Below are 21,958 nucleotides of genomic sequence, written 5' to 3'. Positions count from 1 at the left end.
GCTGCCGAAGGCTGCGCTGGCCACCCGCATCACCACACGCCCCCATGGTGTACTGTACCCACAGCCCCCACGCCATCCAGGACGCCCAATGGCCACCCACGCAACCACCACCCAGAAACACCTGGCCGTGCTGATCGACGCCGACAACGCCCCAGCCGCCATCGTCGAAGGCCTCTTCGAGGAAATCGCCAAATATGGTGTTGCCAGCGTCAAACGCATCTACGGTGACTGGACCGGCCCCCAACTGGGCGGCTGGAAGAAAGTGCTGCTCGACCATTCCATCCAGCCCATCCAGCAGTTCGCCTACACCAAGGGCAAGAACGCCACCGACAGCTCGCTCATCATCGACGCCATGGACCTGCTCTACACCCGGCGCTTCGACGGCTTCTGCCTGGTGTCCAGCGACAGCGACTTCACCCGCCTGGCCTCGCGGCTGCGCGAAGAAGGCTTGACCGTGTACGGCTTCGGCGAGGAAAAAACGCCCAAGCCGTTCGTGGCGGCTTGCGACAAGTTCATCTATATCGAGCTGCTGCGTGATGAAGTGGCGCCAGCGCCGAGCCCGGAACCATCGGTTGAGTCAGCCGTTGTGCCGGATGCAGCCAGGACGGTTGCCGCGGAAAAACCCAAGAAGCCCAAGGCGCCGATCAGTTTCATTACCAAGATCCTGGATGACATTGCCGATGAGGATGGCTGGGCGCAGTTGGGTGCCCTGGGCACGAACATCACCAAGCTGCGGCCGGAGTTTGATCCTCGGACTCATGGGTTCAAGAAGTTGAGTGACTTGATCAAGGCTTATCCGCAGGCGTTTGAGTTGCAGGGGCGGGGTGGTTCTGGGGGGGCTACTACGATGTATGCGCGGCATAAGGTGCCGAGTAAGTGATCGAGTTGAACACCTCATTGGACATGGAGTACATCTGTACTCCACCTTCTACCTTCCCATTTGGTCTATTCAGGCGGCACTCCGACACACCCGCAGGCTCAAGCCGTAGAGAGCATTTAGCGCTGTACGGTATGATGGAAAGCCAATATGGAGTGAAGTACATCGATGGATCTGCCACAGGGCTTAGCGCTAGAAATTGATTGCCCGCACTGCTCGACGGCCAACCAATTGCGATGCGAAGCGACTTTAGAATGCAGTAAATGTCAGAAGCCTATGTCGGGCTTCAAATACCGAAAGGTAAAGAAGGCAGTCAGCGCTGCAGTGGTCGCATTCAGCTTAGGTGTAGTTGGTACGGTAGAGGTGAGACACCATTTTGTACCCGAGCGATACTCGATACGTAGCGAATACGCGATCGTGGACATGTGCTTGAACTCGTCTGAACGCCCGATCGCCGTATCGGCGTATGAGGGCAAGCGTGACGATTGCGTCTGCGCGCTGGAGCAAGTGCAAAAAACCCTGAAGGTCAAAGACTTCAATGAAGACCGCATGCACTACCTGACAACCTTTGCATCGGCTGCCAGGCAGTGCAAGGCGGCTAGGACATCGTCATCCTATCCATGGTGATCACTTTTTCCCGTTGCCCCCTTTCGAAGCATTCACATTTTTGTCGGCGGCGCTTTGAGCACGAGCCGCAAAAGAGTCGGAATCGGTTTTTCCACCTCGCGTAGTTGCAGCGCCCGATTGAATACGCGAAGCGTCGGCTTTGGTCATTTTGCTCATTTTCAGTTTCCTATAGGGTTGATGTCCCCGGTGGGACGACTCGAACATTACGGAGGTGCCTAGGGACAAATGGGGACAGAAACGGAGACGTTGCAAAATGAAATTCACGGACTGATTAGTCGGCTGGGCTGGTCGCAGAAGCGCCTTGCCCGAGAGATTCATGCACTCGAGTTTGAAGATACGACTGATACCCCTGAAGAGATCATGCAGGCTGAAGAACGGCTCAAGAAGCACCTGAGTCGAAAAACAACCGCGCCTGAACGGCTGCGCCGCTATCTTGAATTGCTCCAGGAGCACGATGATTTTCGACGCCTTCAGGTTGTGGTACCCAGGTACATTCCCGCCCGGGACTTCTCTAAAGCGTTTGTGGAGGGTATGAAGTCGATCTCCCAGGCTTTAGATGTCGATGCCATGCAGGATGAGTCTCGAAATGACGTGCGCAGGCGGCCGACAAGCGCGAATACTGCGGCATATGCTCGGCACAAGGCGCCAAGGGCGTGATCCCTCTAAAAAATACGCACACACCTGGAAATACAACTGTCGGAACTGTCCTCAGAAACGTCCTACAAATTCTGCGATAATGGAATAAATCGCTTACATTTTCGCGCTTGCGCCCATCTGGACAGGTAACTACCCTCCCCTCGCCGCTTACACCGCGGCCGGGTTTGGTCACCCGTTCAACTGGAGGCGTTCAGCGCCGCCATAACCATGCTCGCTACCTAGCTTGCATGATGTTTTATGGCAGCTGTGCGCGGGGCATCCTCGGATGCGCCGGGTTCCCAGATGACCGGTTGACCAACCCTCGCACAGCTGCCACCCATTCGTTTGGTCACAATGGATGGCAGCTCCGTTAACTCATCTGGAGCTTCACCATGGTCAAACCAACACCCGATCCGCCTCGCTGTGCCCTTCTCCCCCAATTATGCTTTCTGGCCTGGCGTGCTTTGAACGCAGCCATGCCTGACGTCGTAAGCAATTTCCGTGGCTGTGCCTTGCTGGCTAGCCACACGGGTTATCTTCATAGGGACTTTGATCGTGAGTGACGAATTGGAAACAACCAGCCTGGCTTTCGGGATGGTGGACTCCCGGCAGCAGCCGTTTTTTAGTGTGAACCCTGGGATAAGCCTGGATGATGCGCTGTGTCATTTGTCGCATTTGTTGAGATGCGCGCATGAGGCGGCTTATGAGCTGACCGATGGGGATGGGCGCTCGAAGGGGTTGGTTTGGTCAGCTTTGCATCATATTGAAGGGGCTAAGGGGTTGGTGGATGCGTTGATTGCGGTGAAATAGCGCGCCTGGAATTGTATTCGGTTCTCCAATCCCATGTGCCTTGAAATATCAGGGCGCATGAACTAGTAAAAGTCTTATCGTCATGCCGTGGATGGTGCTGTCTCGGTGTTAGCGTTTAGTCCAATGACTAACATCAGCCACTCCCATCCCCACCGCCTTTTTCAAGACAGATCCTCCCTCAGCGATTCGCCCCTATAAGGTTAGGTTAGGACGCTGTCCAACCGCGACATTTCTGAGGCATCACTAGAAAAAACAGCCGCGCCATCGGCGCGGTGCCATGGCAGCTGTAACGCCCGGCCGTGCGCTGTTTGAAGAAATTTCTTCACAGCCTATCGGCAAAAAAGTACATCTGCCCACGACCTCCGCATACTAGTAATATGCTGGTTGTCAACGCAGGTTTTGCTTTCATGTGCCTACGATACTAGCCATGCCGCCCCACCCGCATAGTGGCCTCACAGCATTGATGCAAGGAAACATATAGAAGAATGGCGTGTGGCTGCGGCTGCTCTCGGGGATCTGACCGGTGCACCGAAATCGATACGTGGTGGATCTGCACTGAATTTGGTAAAATTCGGAGCTTTAGCATCGATGATGCACGCATGACCACTGCCGGGACGGTGACGTAACCATTTACAATGGCTAGTGGGTACAGGGGGCGACCTCCAGGGAAAAACGCCTCAAGCTGAAAAATACGGCTTTGGCGCAGTTACGCAATAGACAATTTCTTAGATAAAAAGTAACGCGAGCACTTGCAAGGAGCAGTCTTGAAAAGCAACTTCTATCTTGAACTCGGTCAAATGGTGGATGACGCCACTGCCCAGCTTGAAGCAATCCGTACAAGTAATCGGACCACTTCAGTATTTGACGCTATTCGCTCAGTTGGCGTAGCTTGCCTCGACGGAGACAAACTCCAATCATCTTTGCGTGAAGACCTAGGGCCAAAAAGAGTCCATGCCTTCCAGAGAGCAGTCTTCATCCTGGTAAGGCTCAGCACCTTAAGTCACGGCACCAACGCTAATGGTGGCGCGTTTGATGCTCTGCATAGAGTAAAAACTGATACAGCTCAACTTTTTCTTGAAGCGCTGAATCGTGAGGAAACTAGCAAACAATTAGCGCTCAAAGCCGTACCCAGCACGGGAAAAACCTATGTAAATTCAGTTAGAATCGAGGCATTCAGAGCGCTTCCGAAAGGAAACCTTGATCCCATCAGACTCGTCAGGCTGTTAGAGGAGCTGAACCACGTTCATGCGATGGACTGTCATATGGCAACAGCGATGTTAGTGCGCGCGATAACTGACCACGTCCCACCTGTGTTCGGCTTAAAAACCTTCGCGGAAGTCGCAAACAGTTACGGTGGAACTAAATCGTTTAAAAGCCAGATGCTGCAACTCCAAACCTCGTTGCGCCACGTAGCAGATGGACATTTGCATATCCCAATGAGAAGTTCCGAAGACCTGCCGACTGAACACCAAGTCGATTTCCGTAGTGCGCTTGACTCGCTACTTGGGGAAATGCTTCGGGTGCTCCCAAGCCCTGTTTAATCGTGGTGATATCCCAGGAACACGATATTAGCTCAGAAGGGCAGATTTCATTACTCAACAAGCAAACTGCCAAGAGGCGATTACCCATATGTGGTTTCACCCTTTCGACCTGGAAAATTTGGCTTCCTCCGCGGTAGAAGCGCTCAAGCAACGAGGTGATGCCCGGGCCATTGCCGTATTGGTGGCCGGCGACATCACTGCTCAGGTAATCAATTCGGATTTTGGGGTCAACTACTGGGAACTGATAATCACCCTCCCTGTTTCCCTCTACTACGCGATGTCCGAAAGCGAGCGCGAGGCGACTGAGGTCGCGATTGCAGAGGTGTGTGCACCGTTCTATGCGACCTCTCCAAAAAACGGATTGGAGCGAATCTCTTTGGCTCCGAAACTGATCGAGGCCCGCGATGGTTGGCGGGATGAAGCGCTTCGGTATGTCAAAGGTGAGGGGGTGACCAACCAAGGGCGGGTACGCAGCGACAACATCGCTTCACTGCAGCACCAAGGACTCCTATTCCGCTCAAAAGCTGAACTGATCCTTTTCAGCGCTCTGGTCAGAGCAAAGCTTCCGGTGGCCCCCCTGCCCGTATTTGTTAGGGTCGGGAAGAGCTACAACCGGCTCGAACCTGACTTTGTCGTGATCTACAAAGGACTAACCTTCATCATCGAGGTCGACGGTGACACATATCACCGAGAGCTCCCCGCAGAAGCGGACAAAAGACTAATTCCGTTGACCTATGAGGGTGTCGAAGTCCGAAGGGTCAGAGCCTTGGAACTTAGCAATGACGCTGCCGCCGATCAGGTGGTTCGGGAGCTGGTAGAGTTTATGAGCAATCGGAAAGCCGCTCGTTGATTGACTGAGGTGAATGATGCTCCGGCTGCCCGCAGCGCTTCGGCTTTGCGTAAACAACTCGTTCACGCGACTACGCAAGACTACTCGTTCGGCATCCGGATACCGACGTTTCCGGCAGTACGCGTAGTAGCAAGATCGGGTGACATCAAATACCGAGCACAACAGCTCAACAGGCTCTTAGCCCGCAGTTGATCGATTAACGCGAACGCTCGTGTTCCTCGGCCATCAAGAGCGCGGTGGCCTTTTTTAAGATCGATTTTTCCCGTTCTAGCCGATTGATACGGGCTTCGAGTTCCTGGATTTTTTGCTGCTCTGGCGTCAGAGCCTTGCTGGTGGGAGTAACACCGCCACGTTCTTGCTGAAGCTGGCTCACCCATCGACGAAGCGCCGATTCGACCAAACCGAGCGAACGGGCGGCTTCGATATGGCTGTAGCCTTGGTCAAGCACCAGGCATGCAGCCTCGCGCTTGAACTCAGGGGTAAAGGGACGACGTTGCTTGGTCATCAGACACCTCTCTATGGCGAGCATTCTCGCCTAAATGGGTGTCCGGTTTCATTAGACCACTACATGACAACCTCTCAATGTTCGACCAATAGGTGCCGATGGCGCTCATCACTCTGGAGCAGCACTGTTCGAGGCCAGGTAACTTTTGAATGGGCAAGCGCTGGTATTTCTTATCGGCCCATTCCATGAGAAACTTGATCATTGTAGCTTTCAACTATCTCTATGAATTCCTGTGCTATCTCATAGACAGTCAGATAGTCATACGCCCTGCCAAGTTTTGGAGTCCAATACCGCCCGTGCGCCAGCCAATTTCTATACCGAAAAGCTGCGATCACAGCACTAACTACCGGCTGCTTAACATTTTCAGTCGCTTTCCAGGCTGAAAGCAAATCTTCCACGAGTCGTGCTTTATTTTCCTGGCCTTTGTAAATCTCCCGCATTTTTTTACTCAAAGGGTCGCGCCACCGCTCATACACACGTTTCAGATAATCCAATCTGATAGTTGCTTCAACTGATGAAAGCACAGACAACGATGAAGTAAAATCTAACTCCTTCAGTGATCTATCCCTTGCTTCCGCGCGTAGAGCATCAGCATAGCGCCTCACCAAAGCTGGCGAATCTCCGGAGAAAAACTCGTAAATCCCCGACTCAAGATCGGCGTGATGAATTGCGATTTGCTCAAGGTTCTGTTCGAGGGCGGAAAAGCTGACGCGCTCAGCCATTTATCACTCCCATAAGGGATTCCCGGAACGAGTTAATATCTAGTGCAATGTAAGTGATTCTCGGCGGAGGAGATGCAATTTTCCACACCCATTCCTCCGGCGCAACTCTAGGAGTCTCAGGGGCTTTTTGATCGCCAATTGTGACTATTACACGCGGGGCGCTTGAATTTGGGGGGACAATCACAAATCTGACATTGCCTTTCGGTCCCTGCATGTCTACGCGCCCTCGGGCACCTATCAGAAATGTTCCTACCGGTGTAAGCGTGGTTACTTGTCGACCAATTAAAATCTGCGCTTTTTTAGCAGTATAACTACCCAGCAACTCTTCGGTTAAAGTAATGTCCGAGTATTTTACTGTTGCTTGACCACTAGCTGTATACTCCGCCAAACTTTCATCAACGAGCGCGTAAAGCTCATTAATCTTGGCAAGCCACATTTCTTTTTCTTGGTCAAGACTCAGCCCCCCTTCTTGAGAGCCTTTGGATTGTTGCTGCTGCTTAATAAATTCTTCGAATTTGTCGGCCATAGTCGTTTCGTCTTGTGAAATGATGACTCCTGATTCTAGCCCTTAGTCAGTTTGGCGTACAGGAGCTTTCAAAAATTGGTGAGTCAAGCACATCTTTCGAACGTTTCAAGGCGACCTGATAGATGTTTTGAATACCAATTTTTCATAGCGCCAGTCAACGACTGTCTTCGACCAACCAAAAGTGGCCGATCTACCATTATGCCCTACAGCCAATCATGACAACGTTGAGGAAGATGGCGGGCTTGCTCAGGTAAGGACCGAAGTCTACAGCTGAAGGCTTTCCAAAGATGTCCGGTGCGAGGAACGCCACCGGCTCTCAGACCTCCTCTGCCATATCGACCATTGATCTCGTCCAGAACCGGCATCAGTCGCTCGCACGCCCGGTTGGCTGAGTGCGAACAAGTCGTCCGTGAATTCGCCTGGCTGCCTGAGAATGAGCAGCTGCACCTCCGCTTTGCTATAGCGGTAGCAAGCTTGGGACACGCGCTCCTCCGCATCTGTCGCCGCCCAGGTGAGCAGCAATGTATCGTTGGTCGGGTATGCCAGCTCCTCCGTCGCCCCTGCGCATGATGCAGCTCGTTGCGGTTAGACGTACCGGTGCTGATGCTGACGCGCATGCGCTTGCACACTGAGCCGTGAACGCGCAGCTTCTCGGCCCCCTCCCCGCATAAGTGGCCACCGCTTGCTTGATCGGCGTAAGCTCCGTCAGACGCTTACCGAACATCCTGCTGCAGTAGAACTCCTGCTTGGCTACAGGCAGACCGTGCCGGCTGACTCGCGGTCTGTCTTGTCCATCACCACGCTGAACTTCTCACGCAACATCCGCAGGTCGGTTTTCGCCAGGTCCATCGCCTTGTTGATGCCCCCGCCCTGCAGGTGTGCAGTCATCCGCCGGTCGATGCCCCACAGCTCGTTCACCTCGGTGTTACGCATCACCCAGTCGCGCGTGAAAGGATCGCAGATGTCGACCACCCCTCCCGTCTCAGCCTGGAAGCACTTCGCGGTAAGGTTGGCCAGCTTCGCCAGCGTCTTAGTGCGAGCGATCCCAACTCCTACCGGGATACCGGTGTACTGCAGCACCTTCGATCGGAACCCGCAGCCGAACTGGGTGAGGTTACCCTTTGATCTGGTCAACCAATCCCGGACATTTGTTTAGGAGCTACGCCGCCAGCCTTTCATGCTCCACCGGCGTGCGGTACTCGTTATGGCTGTGAAGCCGGACCTGGTTGTAATGATGGATCACGTAGCGAAGTACATCCGGCCTGGCCTTTGCCTCGTCCTGGTAGCCTTTCTTGGGTATCCACTCTGACTTCAGACTGCTGAAAAAACGCTCCATCGGTGCATTATCCCAGCAGTTTCCACGCCGGCTCATGCTTTGCCTCATCCCGAATCCTTCAAGCTTGTCGCGAAACAGCTCACTGCTGTACTGACAGCCTTGATCCGAATGAAACATGACCTTGTCTGGCATTCCGCTGGCCTGATAAGCCAGCTCCAATGCCTTGCACGCCAATGCCGAATCGGGGCTTTTGGAGATGGCCCAACCCACGATCCGCCGGGCATACAGATCGAGGACAGCCGCCAGATAGAGCCAGTGCGTCCCCGCCCAGATATAGGTGATATCACCACACCAAACCCGATTGGGCGCCGACACTTTGCTTTTGCCTCTGACCTCCGACGTCCATACTTCACCTCCGTTTTCCCGCGAAAAATCCAGGGCGTATCGATACGTCATTGCATGGATTCGACCATCTACTTTCTGCTACGCGTTGACCTTTTTTCCAGCTAACTTCCCTGAGCCCTTGCATACCCTTCCTACCCTTCCTGTAGATGGTTAATGCTATTTCCGTTAACAGACGATGCGTCTCAGATAGGTCAGAGCAGGTTGCCCTGACGGTTCGTCAGTGGTCGGCACCGATTGACCCAGCACCTTTTGGGCCACGTGCTGTGAAGCAATATTGTCAATTCCTACCACCGCCTCTATGTAAAAGTCACCATGCCCGTGCGCCGAAAAGCCCTGCTGAAGCTCATCGATGCCCTCTTTGAGGATCTGCGTTGCCCATCCCCTGTTGCGGTAAGTGACCGGTACGGCATAGCCAGTTTGGAAGCAAGGAATTCCCTCGATGAACCCGGCGGTCACAAACATAGCAATTGCTTTCACTCGGCCATGCTCAATTTTCAGGTATGTGTAACGCACCTTTTCATTGAGCTCATCCCGAATTACATACGTGGACTTGTACTTTTCCGTTGGAATTACTGGAAGCCCCCTGCGCACGTCCTGTTGGAAGCTATTGAGCGCTTGTAAAGGATCTGTCATAGAGCCCATTATTATTAGCTCCAGCGTATGTAATCGGCGGATAGCCGTTTGAAATCGGTAGTCGTCGCACATCCAGGGTTAGCTTCGATGTGGTCGACTAGATAGGTCATGCACTCGACCAGCCGCTGGTTGATGACATTTGTCCGGGCGGCTTCCAATGCCTGCTTGGCTTGGGTTCGGCAGATCGAGCGCCCGAGTTGGCCCGAAATCTCGTAATCGGTGAACGCAGCCATAATGTGCGGCGCGAACTTGTCTCCGCCAAGGTTCAGGATCGCGTCGTAATAGCGTTTACCGCCGGGCGATACGCCACCGTTAAAAGACACGCCGCGACCGATGCGACAGAGCAGGACCGTCTTGAACAGACGTGCAGCGAGATTGTCAAAGATCGAGCTTTGATCTGGGACATATGACCACAAATTGGCTGCTACAGGGGCCTCATGATGGAAGTTATCCCAGCCATTGTGCTTGTCTAGTAGTTCCGTGATCAAAGTATCTACGATGACAAGGCGCTCGGAGGCAGAACGGTAGGCATTGCCACCCACCAGCGCAAAGAACTGATCTCCGAGCGCGTATTTATCCTTGTACAGATTGGTATTGTAGCCCTCCAACACGATACCGAGTCGATATCGTGGTTCGTCAGGACATGTTTTCCAAAGTGCGGGCACCAGAGTAGCAATATTCTTGCGTACGCCCTGATCAGTGTCCGGTGCTACGTAGATGCCAAACACAGTTCGCAGCAGGTTTCCACACAAATGGCTCGGCAATTCCGTAAAGCGGCGTTCAATGGTCTGCTTCGTAGCCAGATCGATTGGGACAGTATGTCCTTTGAGGTTTGCGATGAACGCTTGAACCTGGAGGGCCGCCTCGGTCGGGCGATCGTGCAAAACGTCCTGCACGCACGTTTGCAGCCAACCTAGTAGCTCAAATGCGTTAATGTTGTAGTTAGTTGGGTGGGATATGCCTATATCGTTACGCATATCTAAAATATGCTTGAGCTTCTTGTAGGTCGTGTCTGAGATCAACTCCAGCTTGCGGCAGGTATCGAGCAGAACCGCATCCTTCAGCGCAGCGAGATCGTCTTCCGTCTTGTAAAACTCGCGCGTTTTGCTTCCACCAACAGCAGCATCGAAAAAAATATCAAGACCGTAAAGTGCTGCCTTTTTGCGGAGATCTATTACGACCTCATTCCAGATAGCGTTCAGTGCATAGTCGAAGAGACCAGAGCCAGCGCCTATTACAAATTTCGATAGGTAGCGGGCGTCGCGCTTCACCTCAGCCGGCAAAGATTGCAGGTAGCCGGGAAGGTTGCTAGCAATGATAGACCGTTCGGCCGGTTCGGCCATTATGTTTTCGTGAGGAAGACCCATATCACGTAGGAAATCCACTAGACGCTGTGCCTGCGGATCGATAAGGCTGTTTAAGCTTTGCGTAGGTATGATGTTGTTCATCGATTCAAAGTCCAGGCTTTAAGTTTGACATCCTTGAATGCAAGCATATTTGTAACACTTTATCTGCCCCGCCGCGCCCTGAGACCCCAATTGATTACGGGCTTAGAAAGACAGGATCGAAGTTTGGAATAGAGAAAGCTACCGATAGTGCGATCTTAAATATCGGAGAGACCGCTCCCCAACATTTTACTAGAGCCACCAACACCGCCCCTAATGCAGGCAGTATTGCCAGCAATTGTAGCATTAAGAAAGTGCACCGCAGAGTGCGGCCTTGGGTCTCGACCTGGCTGATTGTGGTCCTTAACAAGCCTTGGAGCTTAGGCGGGTAAGTTTTTTATTTTGTCTTTGAAGTCGTCGAAAACGATATTAAAGCTATGTAGTAGTCGATTTGTCTGAAGTATTTGATTGTGCAGTATCGCAAGCAAAACCAGCGACACAACGACGAGGCCAAGCACAAGAACAAAACTTTCAAACATAGAGCTAGTATTTTTCAACACTACCCAGCCAGCAAAAGAAACCGGAAGCGCCAGCATTTTCCCCGCAATGTCTCCCAGTACACCGCTGAGCTTTGCCCCATAGTCAATTTCCGCCTGAGCCAACTCTCTCCGGGCTTTTTCGAATGAAAAACTGTAAACGTATGTTTGCAAATTGGCACGGTAAGTAGCAAGGACTTCATTCCATTCGCGAACAACCACTAAAAAATGGCTAGGTTCGCTTTCAAATCTCTCAATTACGCTAGCAATTGCCATCTGAATCATCAGTTTGCGTTCAGATAGGTGCGCCTTGTTTTCATTTTTGCGGTTGAGGATCTCCTCAAGCAAACTCATGTGCCTGAGTTCAAAACCTAATATGTGTTCATCAACTTGTGTCGGTAACAGGAACGTTCGAGGAGGCTTGGGGCCGTCCGGGGGCAAGGCGAAGAACAGATTATAACTGTCTAGGCTACTATCCTTGTCCACGCCGATTGCCAGCAATGCAAGAAGCTCAATCAGTCTGCACACACGCTTAAGCTCTTTAATTTTTGCAGGTTCAATCGAATCGAAATCTGCCCAACATAAATCAATTACATACACATTCTGTGGAAACTGCCCTTTGCCCAACGACCCATTGCGTGCCAGGTCACGAACATTCGCGTAAAAACGCCCTGACTCATTCATAGGTAGACGTAGCTCTAGCTCTACGACGCCCCCGTCGAGTATTTCGTAATGCTGGATTTTACCGAATTTTGATTGCAGATCTTTACATGAGTCTAGCGCCGCAGTGAGTTCAGGAGTACTCGCTCCTTCATAGGAAGCGACCCCAGCTTCGATAGCTGGTGCTCCCATTGCTCGGTAGAGGGCCACGACGTTGGAAAACATAATTTATGCGTCCCTGGCCTGGAGTTCTTTTTCGATAAGATCAACCAATTCCTGACTTATGTTTGATAAAATCAGTTTCTTCCGGCCCTCGTCATAAAAAACATCGGAAGCCCCCTCCGTGCCCAAGGCACCACGCTCAAATTGAAGGGACCAACTAGCAGCTTCGCCTTTGATTCTTGTTTTTTCTTTCAGCGATTTTGGATTAACCGTGAAATCTTCGGGAACTCGATGTTTTTCATCGTTAAGATAGTCTTTCAGCCCAGAAATTTCGTCAACGAGTTCAGGCGGCACGTGCTGTACGGCTGCATGACAGATTGCATCTAATCGGGCGGATTTACCGTCTTTCATCCGATCCTGCAAATACCGGACAACCGCCTCTTTCGCCTTGTAGGCAAAGGGCTTTAGCTCCTTCTTGTTACGGAAAAAGCGGCCTACGTAGTCGATAGCATTTTTGGTGGCTCGCCCGGATGCGACGCCTTTGGCGCACCCCAAAGCAGAAATAAAGTAATCAGAAGCCTGACTATCTCGACCACGGCTAATGAAACATAAGTAGGTAGAGTCAACCTCTTCGTCGTCGTCCACCTTTGCTAGTAGTTCTCCGGCCCCAGCGGGCACTACAGGCGCCGTGACTGAGGCGAATTTCATCAAGTTGATCCTGGCCGCCTGCTGCACGGTCTTCAAATCCACTTCTTGAATGGCTTTCGGCACATAGTTCTCATCGAGCTGAATACCGCCTCGCTGCTTAATGCTAGCGACTAGAAAGAAGTCAGCCGCACCTGAGGTGTATTGCGCACACAAAATATGACCACCTGTAGCCAGGATTTGGTCTTTTGCCTGCTCAACGAGCTGATCCATGGCCAAATGCGTCAGTGCGACAAATTCAGCCTCTTCATCACAGACACCAACAAAGGTACTAAAGCGTTCCGGAAACGGACCCTGCCGACCATCGTCAGCAAATTGCCCGTAGACCACACTGTTACCTTCTTTCCCGATCAGACCGTTGATCCCTTCGACAAGGGATCCTAAGGCCGGGTTTAGAGTATCGAGCACAACGTCCTTCTTCACCACGTCAGAAACGAGCTCTGTATGGGCAGCCTTCTTGAAGCTGTGGATGATGGCAGTTTTGAGTGTGATCACAGGCTGGATTCCATTTCAGTAATATCAATGTGAGATTACGAGACTCAGCACTGACGAGCAAATAGCGATTTTTCTGCGTGTTCGAATCCTTCACCAACTAGCTGTACACAGAGGCTTATGTAGTCATTTTTAACTGTATGCACAACCAGTATTTCTGTCTATCAGTCGGTTTTTGATGGAGCGGTACAACTGGCGGCGACCGCATCAATTCAACGAAGGGCTACCGCCTGCGGTCGCAGAGGAAAAACTCAATTCAGGGTCCGGGATCAGTTGACCACTACATCCGGCAAATACCCCCGCCGAACCCACGCCCATCAAATACTCCCAAGCCCACTCCGAAACACCCCCGCCTCCACCCCCACAAGCCCCGCCGCACTCCCCCCCTCATGCTCCCGCAAAAACCGCCTCACCAACCCAACCCCAAGCGAATACCCCAACCACCTAGGCAACTCACCCACCCCAAAAAACCACGCCCCATGCCCATAGTCCTCCCGGTCCCAGCAGGCCGCCGGCATATCGACATACCGCCGTACAACCCCCACATCAAGCCGCTCCCACGGCTCAGGACAACCACCCCACACCTCCTGCGCAAACACACCCGCAAGCCCCTCGGAAACTAGAACCTGCCCTAACGACGCTCCATACCCCGGCCCATCCCAACGCGCCGCATGGTGAAGTTCATGCGCAAACATCCGTTCCAGCGAGGCATTTTCATTCGCCCTGAAAACGTCACTCGCTGGGTCGACAGTCAAATAGATCAGCCCAGGCTCAGGCGCGTATCCCAGGTGCCCCTTTTCAGGAATAACCTGGCTGCCGGCTTTCACGATCACATCCAGCGGGCCCAGCGGGAGCAACGCGCTCGCATTGTGGTGGGTGGCTGTCAGGCGCGCGTGAAGCCAGTCGCGGTGGTCGGCCAGTAGGCCGCGGGCGTCTATGAAGTGAAGATCTAGGGATGCCATTCCTGTGTACTGTCCTTGACGAGTAAGCCTGGCAGCATACCGTCATTAACGGGCCCCTACTCCCCACTCCCCGGCCAAACAACCTCCAACCGCGTCCAACTGATCCGCCACTTCCCCGCCACCCGCCGGTACTCATCCGCATACACCCCCAGCAGCAGCAACGGGTTCTGATCAGGCTTCCTGGCCGTCTCGAAATCCACCAGGTAACAGCGCCCCTCTGCCGTATCCGGCCCGGTGACGTTGATCCAGTGGTTGGCGATCACGTGCAGGAATGGGTAGCTGCCCCGATGATCGCGGTCGTACAGCGCGAACGCGTCCGTCAAGCCGGCGCGAATGGCGTCAAGCCCTTCCATTCGGCCAACCGTCACCTCCACTACTGCATCCTGGGTGAACACCTGGTCGAGCTGGGCGATGTTGTTGCTGTCCAGGTGGTGGGCATACAGGGTGCGCAGGTTGCGAATTGCCTCGCGGTCGAGCAGTGCCTTGAGTGTGGAGTCCATCGTGTTTGACCTCTGTTTGATGCGAGCAACGCTCGATGGTGATCACTGTAACCCCGCGCAGGGGAAAGATAATCCGGGTTGGATTCCAGGCACTTGAGCCCCGGAGGATGAAGTGTGCCGGGCGATTCTGGACGCGCATTCCAGACTGCTTGGCCTTGGAGCCCGGTTATCTGCGCATTGTTTGTGCGTATGGTGGCCAGGGTCAGCGCATCGCAGCGCTTCACTTGAGAGACCCCAATGAGTATTTTGTTTTCGCCGTACACCTTGGCTGGTACCCAGCTGAAGAACCGCGTGGTCATGGCGCCCATGACCCGGGCCCGCGCCGTGACGACGGTGCCCGATGAGCTTACCGAGCGCTATTACCGCCAGCGCGCCAGCGCCGGGCTGATTATCAGTGAGGGCGTGCCGGTGTCGTTGCAGGGCCGCGGCTATCTGTTCAACCCGGGGCTGTATACCCAGGCGCAGGTGGACGGCTGGAGGACGGTGACCGCTGCGGTGCATGCCGAGGGCGGCAGGATTTTTGCGCAGCTGTGGCATGTGGGGCGTGTGTCGCACACCACGTTGCAGGCCGAGGGCGAGGCGCCGGTGTCGGCCAGCGGCAAGCAGGCGGCCCATTCCATGGCGTATGCCTATGACGAGGCCGGGCAGCCGGGGCCGGTGCAGGCGTCGGTGCCGCGGGCGTTGACGACGGCTGAGGTCAAGGGCGTGGTTGGCGACTTTGTGCTGGCGGCGCGGCGCGCTATCGAGGCGGGCTTTGATGGCGTGGAGATTCATGGCGCCAACGGCTATCTGTTCGAGCAGTTCATCAACCCTACGGTGAACGACCGCACGGATGAGTACGGTGGCTCGATCGAGAACCGCCTGCGGCTGTTGCTGGAGACCGTTGATGCGGTAGCCGGGGCCATTGGCCGGGGCAAGGTCGGCGTGCGTATTTCGCCGTTTGGCCGGCTGTTCGACATGGCCGCGTTCGAGGATGAGGCCGAGACCTGGGTGCAGGTGGCCAAGGCGCTGCAGCAGCGCGACATCGCCTATGTGCACCTTAGCGACCAGTTGACCATTGGTGCCGAGGGCATGCCGGAGGGCTTTGCCCGCACGTTCCGCGCGTCGTACCAGGGCACGTTGATTGCTGCCGGTGGGTTTGCGCGGGACTCGGCGCAGCGGGCGCTGGAGACGGGTGAGCTTGACCTGACGGCCTTCGGCCGGCCGTTTATTGCTAACCCGGACCTGGTTGAGCGCCTGCGCAACGACTGGCCGCTGGCGACGCCGGACCGCGCCACGTTCTACGGCAAAAGTGGTGCCAAAGGCTATGTGGACTATCCGGTCTATTCGGCAGCGGAGTAAACAACCGGGGGCCTGTTCTGTACAGGCCCTTGATCAATCCGGGCGAAACACCTTCGCCTCGCGCCGGGACAGCGCCACCAGCTCATCGACGATCATCCGCACTTTGGGCTGGATGTAGCGGGTGCGCGGCCAGAGCACGTTGATCGGCATTTCGGCGCCGGCATAGGCGTCGAGCACCGGCACCAGCCGGCCCTGGTCGATGAAGTCCTGCACCAGCCAGGTGGGCAGCTGCGCCAGCCCGCCGCCGGCCAGGGTCATGTCCAGCAGCATCTCGCCGTCACCCATCTCGTGCTTCACGCACACTTCCTGCTCCACCACGTTGCCGTTGGGCTGCAGCAGCATCCAGGTTTTGCGGGTGCCGTTGCGCCAGCCGACGATGCAGTCGTGGTGCAGCAGGTCCTCGGCGACCTGGGGCGTGCCGCGCCGGGCCAGGTAGTCGGGGGTGGCGCAGATCAGCAGGCTTTGACTGCCCAGCTTGCGCGCGACAATTTCCCCGTCGTCCTTGAGGTTGCCGATCCTCACCACCAAGTCGACGCCGTCGTTGATGATGTCGACCAGGCGCTCGCTGAAGCTCACCGACAGGTCCAGTTGCTGGTAGCGCACCGACAGCGCGATCAGGGTTGGCACGATGTGCCGGCGGCCGAAGGCGGCGGGCAGGTCGACGCGCAGCCGGCCCACGGGCTCCTGCTGGCCGGTGGTGAGGAAGCTCTCGGACTCGGCCAACGCGTCCATGGCGCGTTGGCAGCTGGCCAGGTAGGCCTCGCCTTCGTTGGTGAGAATGAGCCGGCGGGTGCTGCGGTGCAGCAACTTGACGCCCAGGCGCGCTTCCAGGCGGGTGACGCTCTTGCCAACGGCGGAGCTGGTGACGCCCAGCTCGAGGGCCGCATTGGTGAAGCTGAGGGTGCGGGCGCAGGTCACGAACTCCCTGATACCGTCGAAGCTTGGGGTGGGCATTGTGGAATCCAAGGCTGCAATGGGCAGGTTTTTGCCGTCTGAAGCGCCGAATCATACACTAATCGTGGACGCGGCCTTTGGCCGCTGCTACGGAGATTTGTGTAGCAGCGGCCGAAGGCCGCGTCCAAGGCGCACGAACCCCTACTCCACTTCCTCCACCACCCCGCGATCCTCACCCAAAAACCCGCCACTCTGATGCTGCCACAACCGCGCATACACCCCATTGCGCCCCAGCAGCTCGGCATGCGACCCCTGCTCGATGATCTGCCCTTCATCCATCACGATCAGCCGGTCCATCGCCGCAATCGTCGACAGCCGGTGGGCGATGGCGATCACGGTCTTGCCCTGCATCATTTCGTCCAGGCTCTCCTGGATGGCCACTTCCACCTCGGAGTCCAAGGCGCTGGTGGCTTCGTCCAGCAGCAGAATCGGCGCGTTCTTGAGCATCACCCGGGCGATGGCGATGCGCTGGCGCTGGCCGCCGGACAGTTTGATGCCGCGCTCGCCCACCAGGGTGTCGTAGCCGCTGTGGCCGTCGCGGTCGCTGAGCTGGGCGATGAAGCCATCGGCCTGGGCGTTGGCCGCGGCGGTGCGGATTTGCGCGTCGCTGGCGTCGGGGCGACCGTAGGCGATGTTGTCGCGAATGGAACGGTGCAGCAGCGAGGTGTCCTGGGTAACCATGCCGATGGCGCTGCGCAGGCTGTCCTGGGTGACGTGGGCAATGTCCTGGCCGTCGATGCGAATGGTGCCGCTGTCGACGTCATAGAAACGCAGCAGCAGGTTGATCAGCGTCGATTTGCCGGCGCCGGAGCGGCCGACCAGGCCGACCTTCTCGCCCGCGCGAATGTTCAGGCTCAGGCCGTCGAGCACCTGGCATTCGCCGTTGTAGTTGAAGCTGACGTGGTCGAAGGTCACGGCGCCGCCGCGGGTGACCAGGGTGCCGGCGTCGGGGCGGTCCTGCACCTTGGGGCCGCGCGTGAGGGTGGCCATGCCGTCCTGCACGGTGCCGATGTTTTCGAACAGCGAGGTCATCTGCCACATGATCCAGTGCGACATGCCATTGATGCGCAGGGCCATGGCGGTGATCGCCGCTACAGCGCCGGTGCCGACCTGGCCCTGGTGCCACAGCCACAGGGCGTAGCCGCCGGCGCCGATGATCAGCGCAACCACCAGGGTCTGGTTGACGATCTCGAACTGGCTCACCAGGCGCATCTGCCGGAAACCGGTGTCCTTGAAGTCTTCCATGGCGGCGCGGGCGAACTGCGCCTCGCGCTTGGAGTGGGAGAACAGCTTCACGGTGGTGATGTTGGTGTAGGCGTCGGAGATGCGTCCGGTCATCGACGAGCGCGCGTGTGCCTGTTCCTGGCCGACCTTGCCCAGGCGCGGCACGAAGTACAGCATGGCCAGGCCGAACAGCACGATCCAGGCAATGAAAGGCAGCACCAGCTTGAGGTCGAAGGCGCCGGCCAGGGCGATGATGGCGATGAAGTACACGCCGATGCCCGGCACAATCTCAATGATGGTGAACAGCACGTCACGCACGGCGAGCGCGGTCTGCATGACCTTGGTGGTCACCCGACCGGAGAACTCATCGGAGAAGAACGACAGGCTCTGGCGCAGCATCAGCCGGTGGAAGTCCCAGCGCAGGCGCAGCGGCAGGTTGATGGCCAGCACCTGGTGCTGGACCATGGTGCGCAGCCCCACCAGGCCGATGCTGGCCAGCAGCACCAGGCCAATGCCCCACAGCACATGGCGCTCTTGCGCGGCGGCATCACCACCGGCCTGCCAGGTGGACAGCAGGTCCACCACCTGGCCGAGGAAGGAGAACAGCCAGGCTTCGTAGATCGACACGCCGGCGCTGAGCAGCGCCAGCGCCAGCACATAGCCCCGCGCGCCACGCGTGCACGCCCACATGAACCGGGCCAGGCCCTCGGGCGGCGGCGGCAGTTCATCGGGTGGGAAAGGGTCGAGCCATCGTTCAAGCACGCGCAGCATGGGGGTCTCCAAATCATCGGTTCCCGGCAATTTTGCCATCTAACGGTGGGCTTAGCCGAGTTTTAGCGCCTGGAGGGTGATTTCGCGCATCTTGAATTTCTGCACCTTGCCGGTGACGGTCAGGGGAAACGCCTCGACGAAGGTGAAGTCCCGCGGAATCTTGTAATGGGCGATGCGCTCCCTGGCCCACAGCTTCAGCGCCTCCTGCGTTGCTTGCTGGGCAGGATGCAAGCGCACCCAGGCCACCAGCGCCTCGCCGTACTTGGGGTCGGGCACGCCGATGATGGCGATGTCCGCCACCGCAGGGTGGCCGCGGTAGAACGCTTCGATCTCGCCCGGGTAAATGTTCTCGCCGCCGCGGATGATCATGTCCTTGATACGCCCCACCACGCTGACGTAGCCCGGCGCGTCCATGGTCGCCAGGTCGCCGGTGTGCATCCAGCCCTCGCCGTCCAGCACTTCGGCGGTGGCCTGGGGGTTGCCCCAGTAGCCGAGCATCACACTGTAGCCGCGGGTGCACAGCTCGCCCACCTCGCCCCGGGGCACGATGGCGCCGCTGGCGTCGACGATCTTGCTTTGCAGGTGCGGCTGGGTCTTGCCGACGGTGGCCACGCGCTTGTCCACCTCGTCGTGGGCCGCGGTCTGCAGCGACACCGGGCTGGTCTCGGTCATGCCGTAGGCGATCTGGATCTGCGCCATGTGCATCTGTTCCATCACCCGTTGCATCACGTCCACCGGGCACGCGGCGCCGGCCATGATGCCGGTGCGCAGGCTGGACAGGTCAAACGCTGCGCGCCGGGGGTGGTCCAGCTGGGCGATGAACATGGTGGGCACGCCGTACAGCGCGGTGGCGCGCTCGGCCGCCACCACTTCCAGCACCTTCAGCGGGTCGAACGCCGCGCAAGGGTAGATCATGGTGCTGCCATGGGTCATGCAGCCCAGGTTGCCCATGACCATGCCGAAGCAATGGTAGAGCGGCACCGGGATCACCACCTTGTCCTGCTCGCACAGGCCCAGGCTTTCCCCCACCAGGAAGCCGTTGTTGAGGATGTTGTGGTGGCTGAGCGTCGCGCCCTTGGGGGCGCCGGTGGTGCCCGAGGTGTACTGGATGTTGATCGGGTCGCTGGGTTGCAGCGCGGCCTGGCGTGCCTGCAGCGCTTGGTCGCTGACCGACTCGGCCAGTTGCTGCAGCGCGGCCCAGGCGAGCATGCCGGCAGGCGGCTCGGCGCCCAGGCTGATGACCCCGCGCAGGCTGGGTAGGCGCTCGATGCACAGGGTTCCGGGCGCAGTAGCGGCCAGCTCGGGCAGCACCTGGTTGATCATCGCGTGGTAGTCGGAGGACTTGAACGCGGCTTCGGCGATGAGCCAGCTGCAGCCTGACTGCGCCAGCGCGTACTCGAACTCGCTGGCCCGGTAGGCCGGGTTGATGTTCACCAGGATGGCGCCGACCTTGGCCGAGGCGAACTGCGTCAGGCACCACTCGGCGCGGTTCGAGGCCCAGATACCGACGCGATCGCCCGGCCGGATGCCCAGGGCCATCAGCGCCCGCGCATGGCGGTCGACGTTAGCCTTGAGCGTGGCCCATGACCAGCGCACGGCCTGGTCGTGGACCACCAGGGCGGGCCGCTCGGGAAACCGCGCGACGGTGGCATCGAAGACCGCGCCGATGGTCTGGTTGAACAGTGGAGGGTGTGTCGATCCGTGGGAATAGCTCAGCGGGTTCATGGCGTAAACCTTTGTTGTGCTTATTGTGTGCTGATGTCGCTTCCTGCTTGATGTGCCACCTGTGCAGATGTGACGTTAACGTAAACGGAATGCAGTTTTGTTGTCAAACCGCCGCAGGCCTGACGCGACGGGTTACAGCAGGTGATTGATGGCGGCGGCTACCTGCCGGGTCGCGTCGTCGACGCTGCCCTCGTTCCGGCACAGCAGCCAGCCTTGCTCGGCGGCCGCGCGTTCGAACGCCTGGGTGCAGGCCACTTGCTCCTGCGGGTCGAGGATCACCGTGCTGCCCAGGCCACGGCTGCGTGCGGAGGCCCGCGCCCAGGAAATTTCAGGCGTGGTGACCACGCCGATGTGCAGGTCGGGCACGCGCACGTCGAGCGCCAGGTTCAAGCGCAGAATGTCGGCGAACGGCACCAGCCGCCGGAACGCAGCGTCGGAGGGGTACCAGCGGTCGATGAGGATGATGCTGCCGGCCGGCTGCTTGGGCAGCACCTGCTCGGTTATCCATGCGCGGCTCTGCGCCAGGCGCTCGCACACTTGCCACTCCAGGTCCGCGCACGGCTGGCGGGCAAGCTGGTTGACCAGGGCCATGGTCTCGCGCCGGTAGGGATCGTTGTTGCGCTCGCACAGGCGCACGACCTTCTGGCCGGTAGCCCTCAGGGCCTGGGTCACCGTTTCCAGCAGCGTGGTCTTGCCGGTGCCCTTGGGGCCATCCATGGAGATAAAAAGCGGGCGGTTCATGGGGCGGTTCCTGGGAAGGCAGCCGTGCACTATACCAAAACGCCGACGCAGCCCTGCCGCCGGACCCAGCCCCCCTGTAGCAGCGGCCAAAGGCCGCGTCACGGGCGCCGAGGTGTGCCAGGCAAGCCGCGTTTGCCGCCGGACGCAGCCTGGCGGCAGCTGCTACGCCGGGCCTGGCGGGCGACCCAGTGCGCCCTGTAGCAGCGGCCAAAGGCCGCGTCATAAGCGCCGAGGTGTGCCAGGCAAACCGCGTTTGCGGCCTGACGCAGCCTGGCGGCAGCTGCTACGCCGGGTCTGGCGGGCGACCAAGTGCGCCCTGTAGCAGCGGCCAAAGGCCGCGTCCACAGCCGCAGAGGTGTGCCAGACAAATCGCGTTTGTGGCCTGACGCAGC

The 21,958-nt window shown here is 57.3% G+C and carries 20 protein-coding genes and 4 pseudogenes; 8 read left to right on the top strand and 16 right to left on the bottom strand.

Features of this window, described 5'->3' with window-relative positions; all coding sequences use genetic code 11:
• Window positions 1-88: 88 nt before the first annotated feature.
• Both AC0Z2B_RS08540 and AC0Z2B_RS08535 read left to right on the top strand, forming a co-directional pair.
• The gene (locus AC0Z2B_RS08540) at window positions 89-880 is read left to right on the top strand and encodes an NYN domain-containing protein (RefSeq protein ID WP_476295964.1); all 792 of its coding nucleotides are present in this window, start codon (window positions 89-91) and stop codon (window positions 878-880) included.
• A gap of 165 nt (window positions 881-1,045) precedes the next feature.
• On the top strand, window positions 1,046-1,504 hold the full coding sequence (locus tag AC0Z2B_RS08535; RefSeq protein WP_476295962.1) for a hypothetical protein: 459 nt from the start codon (window positions 1,046-1,048) through the stop codon (window positions 1,502-1,504).
• Here AC0Z2B_RS08535 and AC0Z2B_RS08530 read toward each other — a convergent pair whose 3' ends face one another.
• Window positions 1,505-1,660 carry a hypothetical protein gene (locus tag AC0Z2B_RS08530; RefSeq protein WP_476295960.1) on the bottom strand — a complete coding sequence of 52 codons (156 nt, stop codon included), beginning with the start codon at window positions 1,658-1,660 and terminating at the stop codon, window positions 1,505-1,507.
• Between the two features lie 69 nt (window positions 1,661-1,729).
• Between AC0Z2B_RS08530 and AC0Z2B_RS08525 the strand changes: the two genes are divergently transcribed.
• From AC0Z2B_RS08525 to AC0Z2B_RS08510, 4 genes are all read left to right on the top strand, one after another.
• Window positions 1,730-2,161: a hypothetical protein gene (locus AC0Z2B_RS08525; RefSeq protein WP_476295958.1), complete on the top strand. Its 432-nt coding sequence runs from the start codon at window positions 1,730-1,732 to the stop codon at window positions 2,159-2,161.
• A gap of 534 nt (window positions 2,162-2,695) precedes the next feature.
• Window positions 2,696-2,950 (top strand): DUF3077 domain-containing protein, encoded by a 255-nt coding sequence (locus AC0Z2B_RS08520; protein ID WP_476295956.1) that lies wholly within the window; start codon window positions 2,696-2,698, stop codon window positions 2,948-2,950.
• 764 nt (window positions 2,951-3,714) lie between these two features.
• A complete protein-coding gene (locus AC0Z2B_RS08515) occupies window positions 3,715-4,491 on the top strand; it encodes a hypothetical protein (RefSeq protein ID WP_476295954.1) in 777 nt (258 codons plus the stop codon).
• Between the two features lie 88 nt (window positions 4,492-4,579).
• Window positions 4,580-5,341, top strand: a complete 762-nt coding sequence (locus tag AC0Z2B_RS08510) for a hypothetical protein (RefSeq protein ID WP_476295952.1) — start codon at window positions 4,580-4,582, stop codon at window positions 5,339-5,341.
• A 12-nt stretch (window positions 5,342-5,353) separates the two neighbouring features.
• Here the strand turns inward: AC0Z2B_RS08510 and AC0Z2B_RS08505 are convergent.
• The 9 genes and pseudogenes from AC0Z2B_RS08505 to AC0Z2B_RS08465 all read right to left on the bottom strand — a co-directional run.
• Window positions 5,354-5,846: pseudogene (locus AC0Z2B_RS08505) on the bottom strand (transposase); the annotation flags it as partial.
• 170 nt (window positions 5,847-6,016) lie between these two features.
• Window positions 6,017-6,568, bottom strand: a complete 552-nt coding sequence (locus AC0Z2B_RS08500; RefSeq protein ID WP_476295950.1) for a hypothetical protein — start codon at window positions 6,566-6,568, stop codon at window positions 6,017-6,019.
• Complete coding sequence (locus tag AC0Z2B_RS08495) at window positions 6,561-7,094, bottom strand: hypothetical protein (RefSeq protein ID WP_476295948.1); 534 nt, start codon at window positions 7,092-7,094, stop codon at window positions 6,561-6,563. Before AC0Z2B_RS08495 ends, AC0Z2B_RS08500 begins: the two co-directional genes overlap by 8 nt.
• A gap of 203 nt (window positions 7,095-7,297) precedes the next feature.
• A pseudogene (locus tag AC0Z2B_RS08490) lies at window positions 7,298-8,228 on the bottom strand (DinB/UmuC family translesion DNA polymerase); the annotation flags it as partial.
• A gap of 25 nt (window positions 8,229-8,253) precedes the next feature.
• A pseudogene (locus AC0Z2B_RS08485) lies at window positions 8,254-8,763 on the bottom strand (IS3 family transposase); the annotation flags it as partial.
• 177 nt (window positions 8,764-8,940) lie between these two features.
• Window positions 8,941-9,417 carry a GNAT family N-acetyltransferase gene (locus AC0Z2B_RS08480; RefSeq protein WP_476295946.1) on the bottom strand — a complete coding sequence of 159 codons (477 nt, stop codon included), beginning with the start codon at window positions 9,415-9,417 and terminating at the stop codon, window positions 8,941-8,943.
• A gap of 5 nt (window positions 9,418-9,422) precedes the next feature.
• A complete protein-coding gene (locus AC0Z2B_RS08475) occupies window positions 9,423-10,856 on the bottom strand; it encodes a hypothetical protein (RefSeq protein WP_476295945.1) in 1,434 nt (477 codons plus the stop codon).
• 317 nt (window positions 10,857-11,173) lie between these two features.
• A complete protein-coding gene (locus tag AC0Z2B_RS08470; protein ID WP_476295943.1) occupies window positions 11,174-12,214 on the bottom strand; it encodes a hypothetical protein in 1,041 nt (346 codons plus the stop codon).
• Window positions 12,215-12,217: 3 nt separating this feature from the next.
• A complete protein-coding gene (locus AC0Z2B_RS08465; protein ID WP_476295941.1) occupies window positions 12,218-13,351 on the bottom strand; it encodes a nucleoid-associated protein in 1,134 nt (377 codons plus the stop codon).
• Window positions 13,352-13,484: 133 nt separating this feature from the next.
• Here AC0Z2B_RS08465 and AC0Z2B_RS08460 point away from each other — a divergent pair.
• A pseudogene (locus AC0Z2B_RS08460) lies at window positions 13,485-13,625 on the top strand (IS3 family transposase); the annotation flags it as partial.
• A 40-nt stretch (window positions 13,626-13,665) separates the two neighbouring features.
• Here the strand turns inward: AC0Z2B_RS08460 and AC0Z2B_RS08455 are convergent.
• Both AC0Z2B_RS08455 and AC0Z2B_RS08450 read right to left on the bottom strand, forming a co-directional pair.
• Window positions 13,666-14,310, bottom strand: coding sequence for a DUF2268 domain-containing putative Zn-dependent protease (locus AC0Z2B_RS08455; protein WP_476295939.1), 645 nt, complete (start codon window positions 14,308-14,310; stop codon window positions 13,666-13,668).
• Between the two features lie 56 nt (window positions 14,311-14,366).
• Window positions 14,367-14,810 carry a nuclear transport factor 2 family protein gene (locus AC0Z2B_RS08450; RefSeq protein ID WP_476295937.1) on the bottom strand — a complete coding sequence of 148 codons (444 nt, stop codon included), beginning with the start codon at window positions 14,808-14,810 and terminating at the stop codon, window positions 14,367-14,369.
• Between the two features lie 237 nt (window positions 14,811-15,047).
• Between AC0Z2B_RS08450 and AC0Z2B_RS08445 the strand changes: the two genes are divergently transcribed.
• Window positions 15,048-16,151: an alkene reductase gene (locus AC0Z2B_RS08445; RefSeq protein ID WP_476295935.1), complete on the top strand. Its 1,104-nt coding sequence runs from the start codon at window positions 15,048-15,050 to the stop codon at window positions 16,149-16,151.
• A 33-nt stretch (window positions 16,152-16,184) separates the two neighbouring features.
• Here AC0Z2B_RS08445 and AC0Z2B_RS08440 read toward each other — a convergent pair whose 3' ends face one another.
• From AC0Z2B_RS08440 to AC0Z2B_RS08425, 4 genes are all read right to left on the bottom strand, one after another.
• Window positions 16,185-17,105: a LysR family transcriptional regulator gene (locus tag AC0Z2B_RS08440; RefSeq protein WP_476295933.1), complete on the bottom strand. Its 921-nt coding sequence runs from the start codon at window positions 17,103-17,105 to the stop codon at window positions 16,185-16,187.
• 141 nt (window positions 17,106-17,246) lie between these two features.
• On the bottom strand, window positions 17,247-19,100 hold the full coding sequence (locus AC0Z2B_RS08435) for an ABC transporter ATP-binding protein (RefSeq protein ID WP_476295931.1): 1,854 nt from the start codon (window positions 19,098-19,100) through the stop codon (window positions 17,247-17,249).
• A gap of 51 nt (window positions 19,101-19,151) precedes the next feature.
• The gene (locus tag AC0Z2B_RS08430; protein ID WP_476295929.1) at window positions 19,152-20,825 is read right to left on the bottom strand and encodes an AMP-binding protein; all 1,674 of its coding nucleotides are present in this window, start codon (window positions 20,823-20,825) and stop codon (window positions 19,152-19,154) included.
• Between the two features lie 132 nt (window positions 20,826-20,957).
• Window positions 20,958-21,566, bottom strand: a complete 609-nt coding sequence (locus tag AC0Z2B_RS08425; protein ID WP_476295928.1) for a dTMP kinase — start codon at window positions 21,564-21,566, stop codon at window positions 20,958-20,960.
• Between the last annotated feature and the right edge of the window lie 392 nt (window positions 21,567-21,958).

The sequence above is a fragment of the Pseudomonas sp. GYB4201 genome, from assembly GCF_056312595.1.
Note: the sequence above shows the minus strand (reverse complement) of the source record. Positions and strands in the feature narration are given on the sequence as shown.

Coding starts and splice junctions, on each gene's coding strand:
- AC0Z2B_RS08540 (WP_476295964.1), top strand. CDS start 89: ATGGCCACCCACGCAACCACCACCCAGAAACACCTGGCCGTGCTGATC.
- AC0Z2B_RS08535 (WP_476295962.1), top strand. CDS start 1,046: ATGGATCTGCCACAGGGCTTAGCGCTAGAAATTGATTGCCCGCACTGC.
- AC0Z2B_RS08530 (WP_476295960.1), bottom strand. CDS start 1,660: ATGAGCAAAATGACCAAAGCCGACGCTTCGCGTATTCAATCGGGCGCT.
- AC0Z2B_RS08525 (WP_476295958.1), top strand. CDS start 1,730: ATGGGGACAGAAACGGAGACGTTGCAAAATGAAATTCACGGACTGATT.
- AC0Z2B_RS08510 (WP_476295952.1), top strand. CDS start 4,580: ATGTGGTTTCACCCTTTCGACCTGGAAAATTTGGCTTCCTCCGCGGTA.
- AC0Z2B_RS08500 (WP_476295950.1), bottom strand. CDS start 6,568: ATGGCTGAGCGCGTCAGCTTTTCCGCCCTCGAACAGAACCTTGAGCAA.
- AC0Z2B_RS08495 (WP_476295948.1), bottom strand. CDS start 7,094: ATGGCCGACAAATTCGAAGAATTTATTAAGCAGCAGCAACAATCCAAA.
- AC0Z2B_RS08480 (WP_476295946.1), bottom strand. CDS start 9,417: ATGGGCTCTATGACAGATCCTTTACAAGCGCTCAATAGCTTCCAACAG.
- AC0Z2B_RS08475 (WP_476295945.1), bottom strand. CDS start 10,856: ATGAACAACATCATACCTACGCAAAGCTTAAACAGCCTTATCGATCCG.
- AC0Z2B_RS08470 (WP_476295943.1), bottom strand. CDS start 12,214: ATGTTTTCCAACGTCGTGGCCCTCTACCGAGCAATGGGAGCACCAGCT.
- AC0Z2B_RS08455 (WP_476295939.1), bottom strand. CDS start 14,310: ATGGCATCCCTAGATCTTCACTTCATAGACGCCCGCGGCCTACTGGCC.
- AC0Z2B_RS08450 (WP_476295937.1), bottom strand. CDS start 14,810: ATGGACTCCACACTCAAGGCACTGCTCGACCGCGAGGCAATTCGCAAC.
- AC0Z2B_RS08445 (WP_476295935.1), top strand. CDS start 15,048: ATGAGTATTTTGTTTTCGCCGTACACCTTGGCTGGTACCCAGCTGAAG.
- AC0Z2B_RS08440 (WP_476295933.1), bottom strand. CDS start 17,105: ATGCCCACCCCAAGCTTCGACGGTATCAGGGAGTTCGTGACCTGCGCC.
- AC0Z2B_RS08435 (WP_476295931.1), bottom strand. CDS start 19,100: ATGCTGCGCGTGCTTGAACGATGGCTCGACCCTTTCCCACCCGATGAA.
- AC0Z2B_RS08430 (WP_476295929.1), bottom strand. CDS start 20,825: ATGAACCCGCTGAGCTATTCCCACGGATCGACACACCCTCCACTGTTC.
- AC0Z2B_RS08425 (WP_476295928.1), bottom strand. CDS start 21,566: ATGAACCGCCCGCTTTTTATCTCCATGGATGGCCCCAAGGGCACCGGC.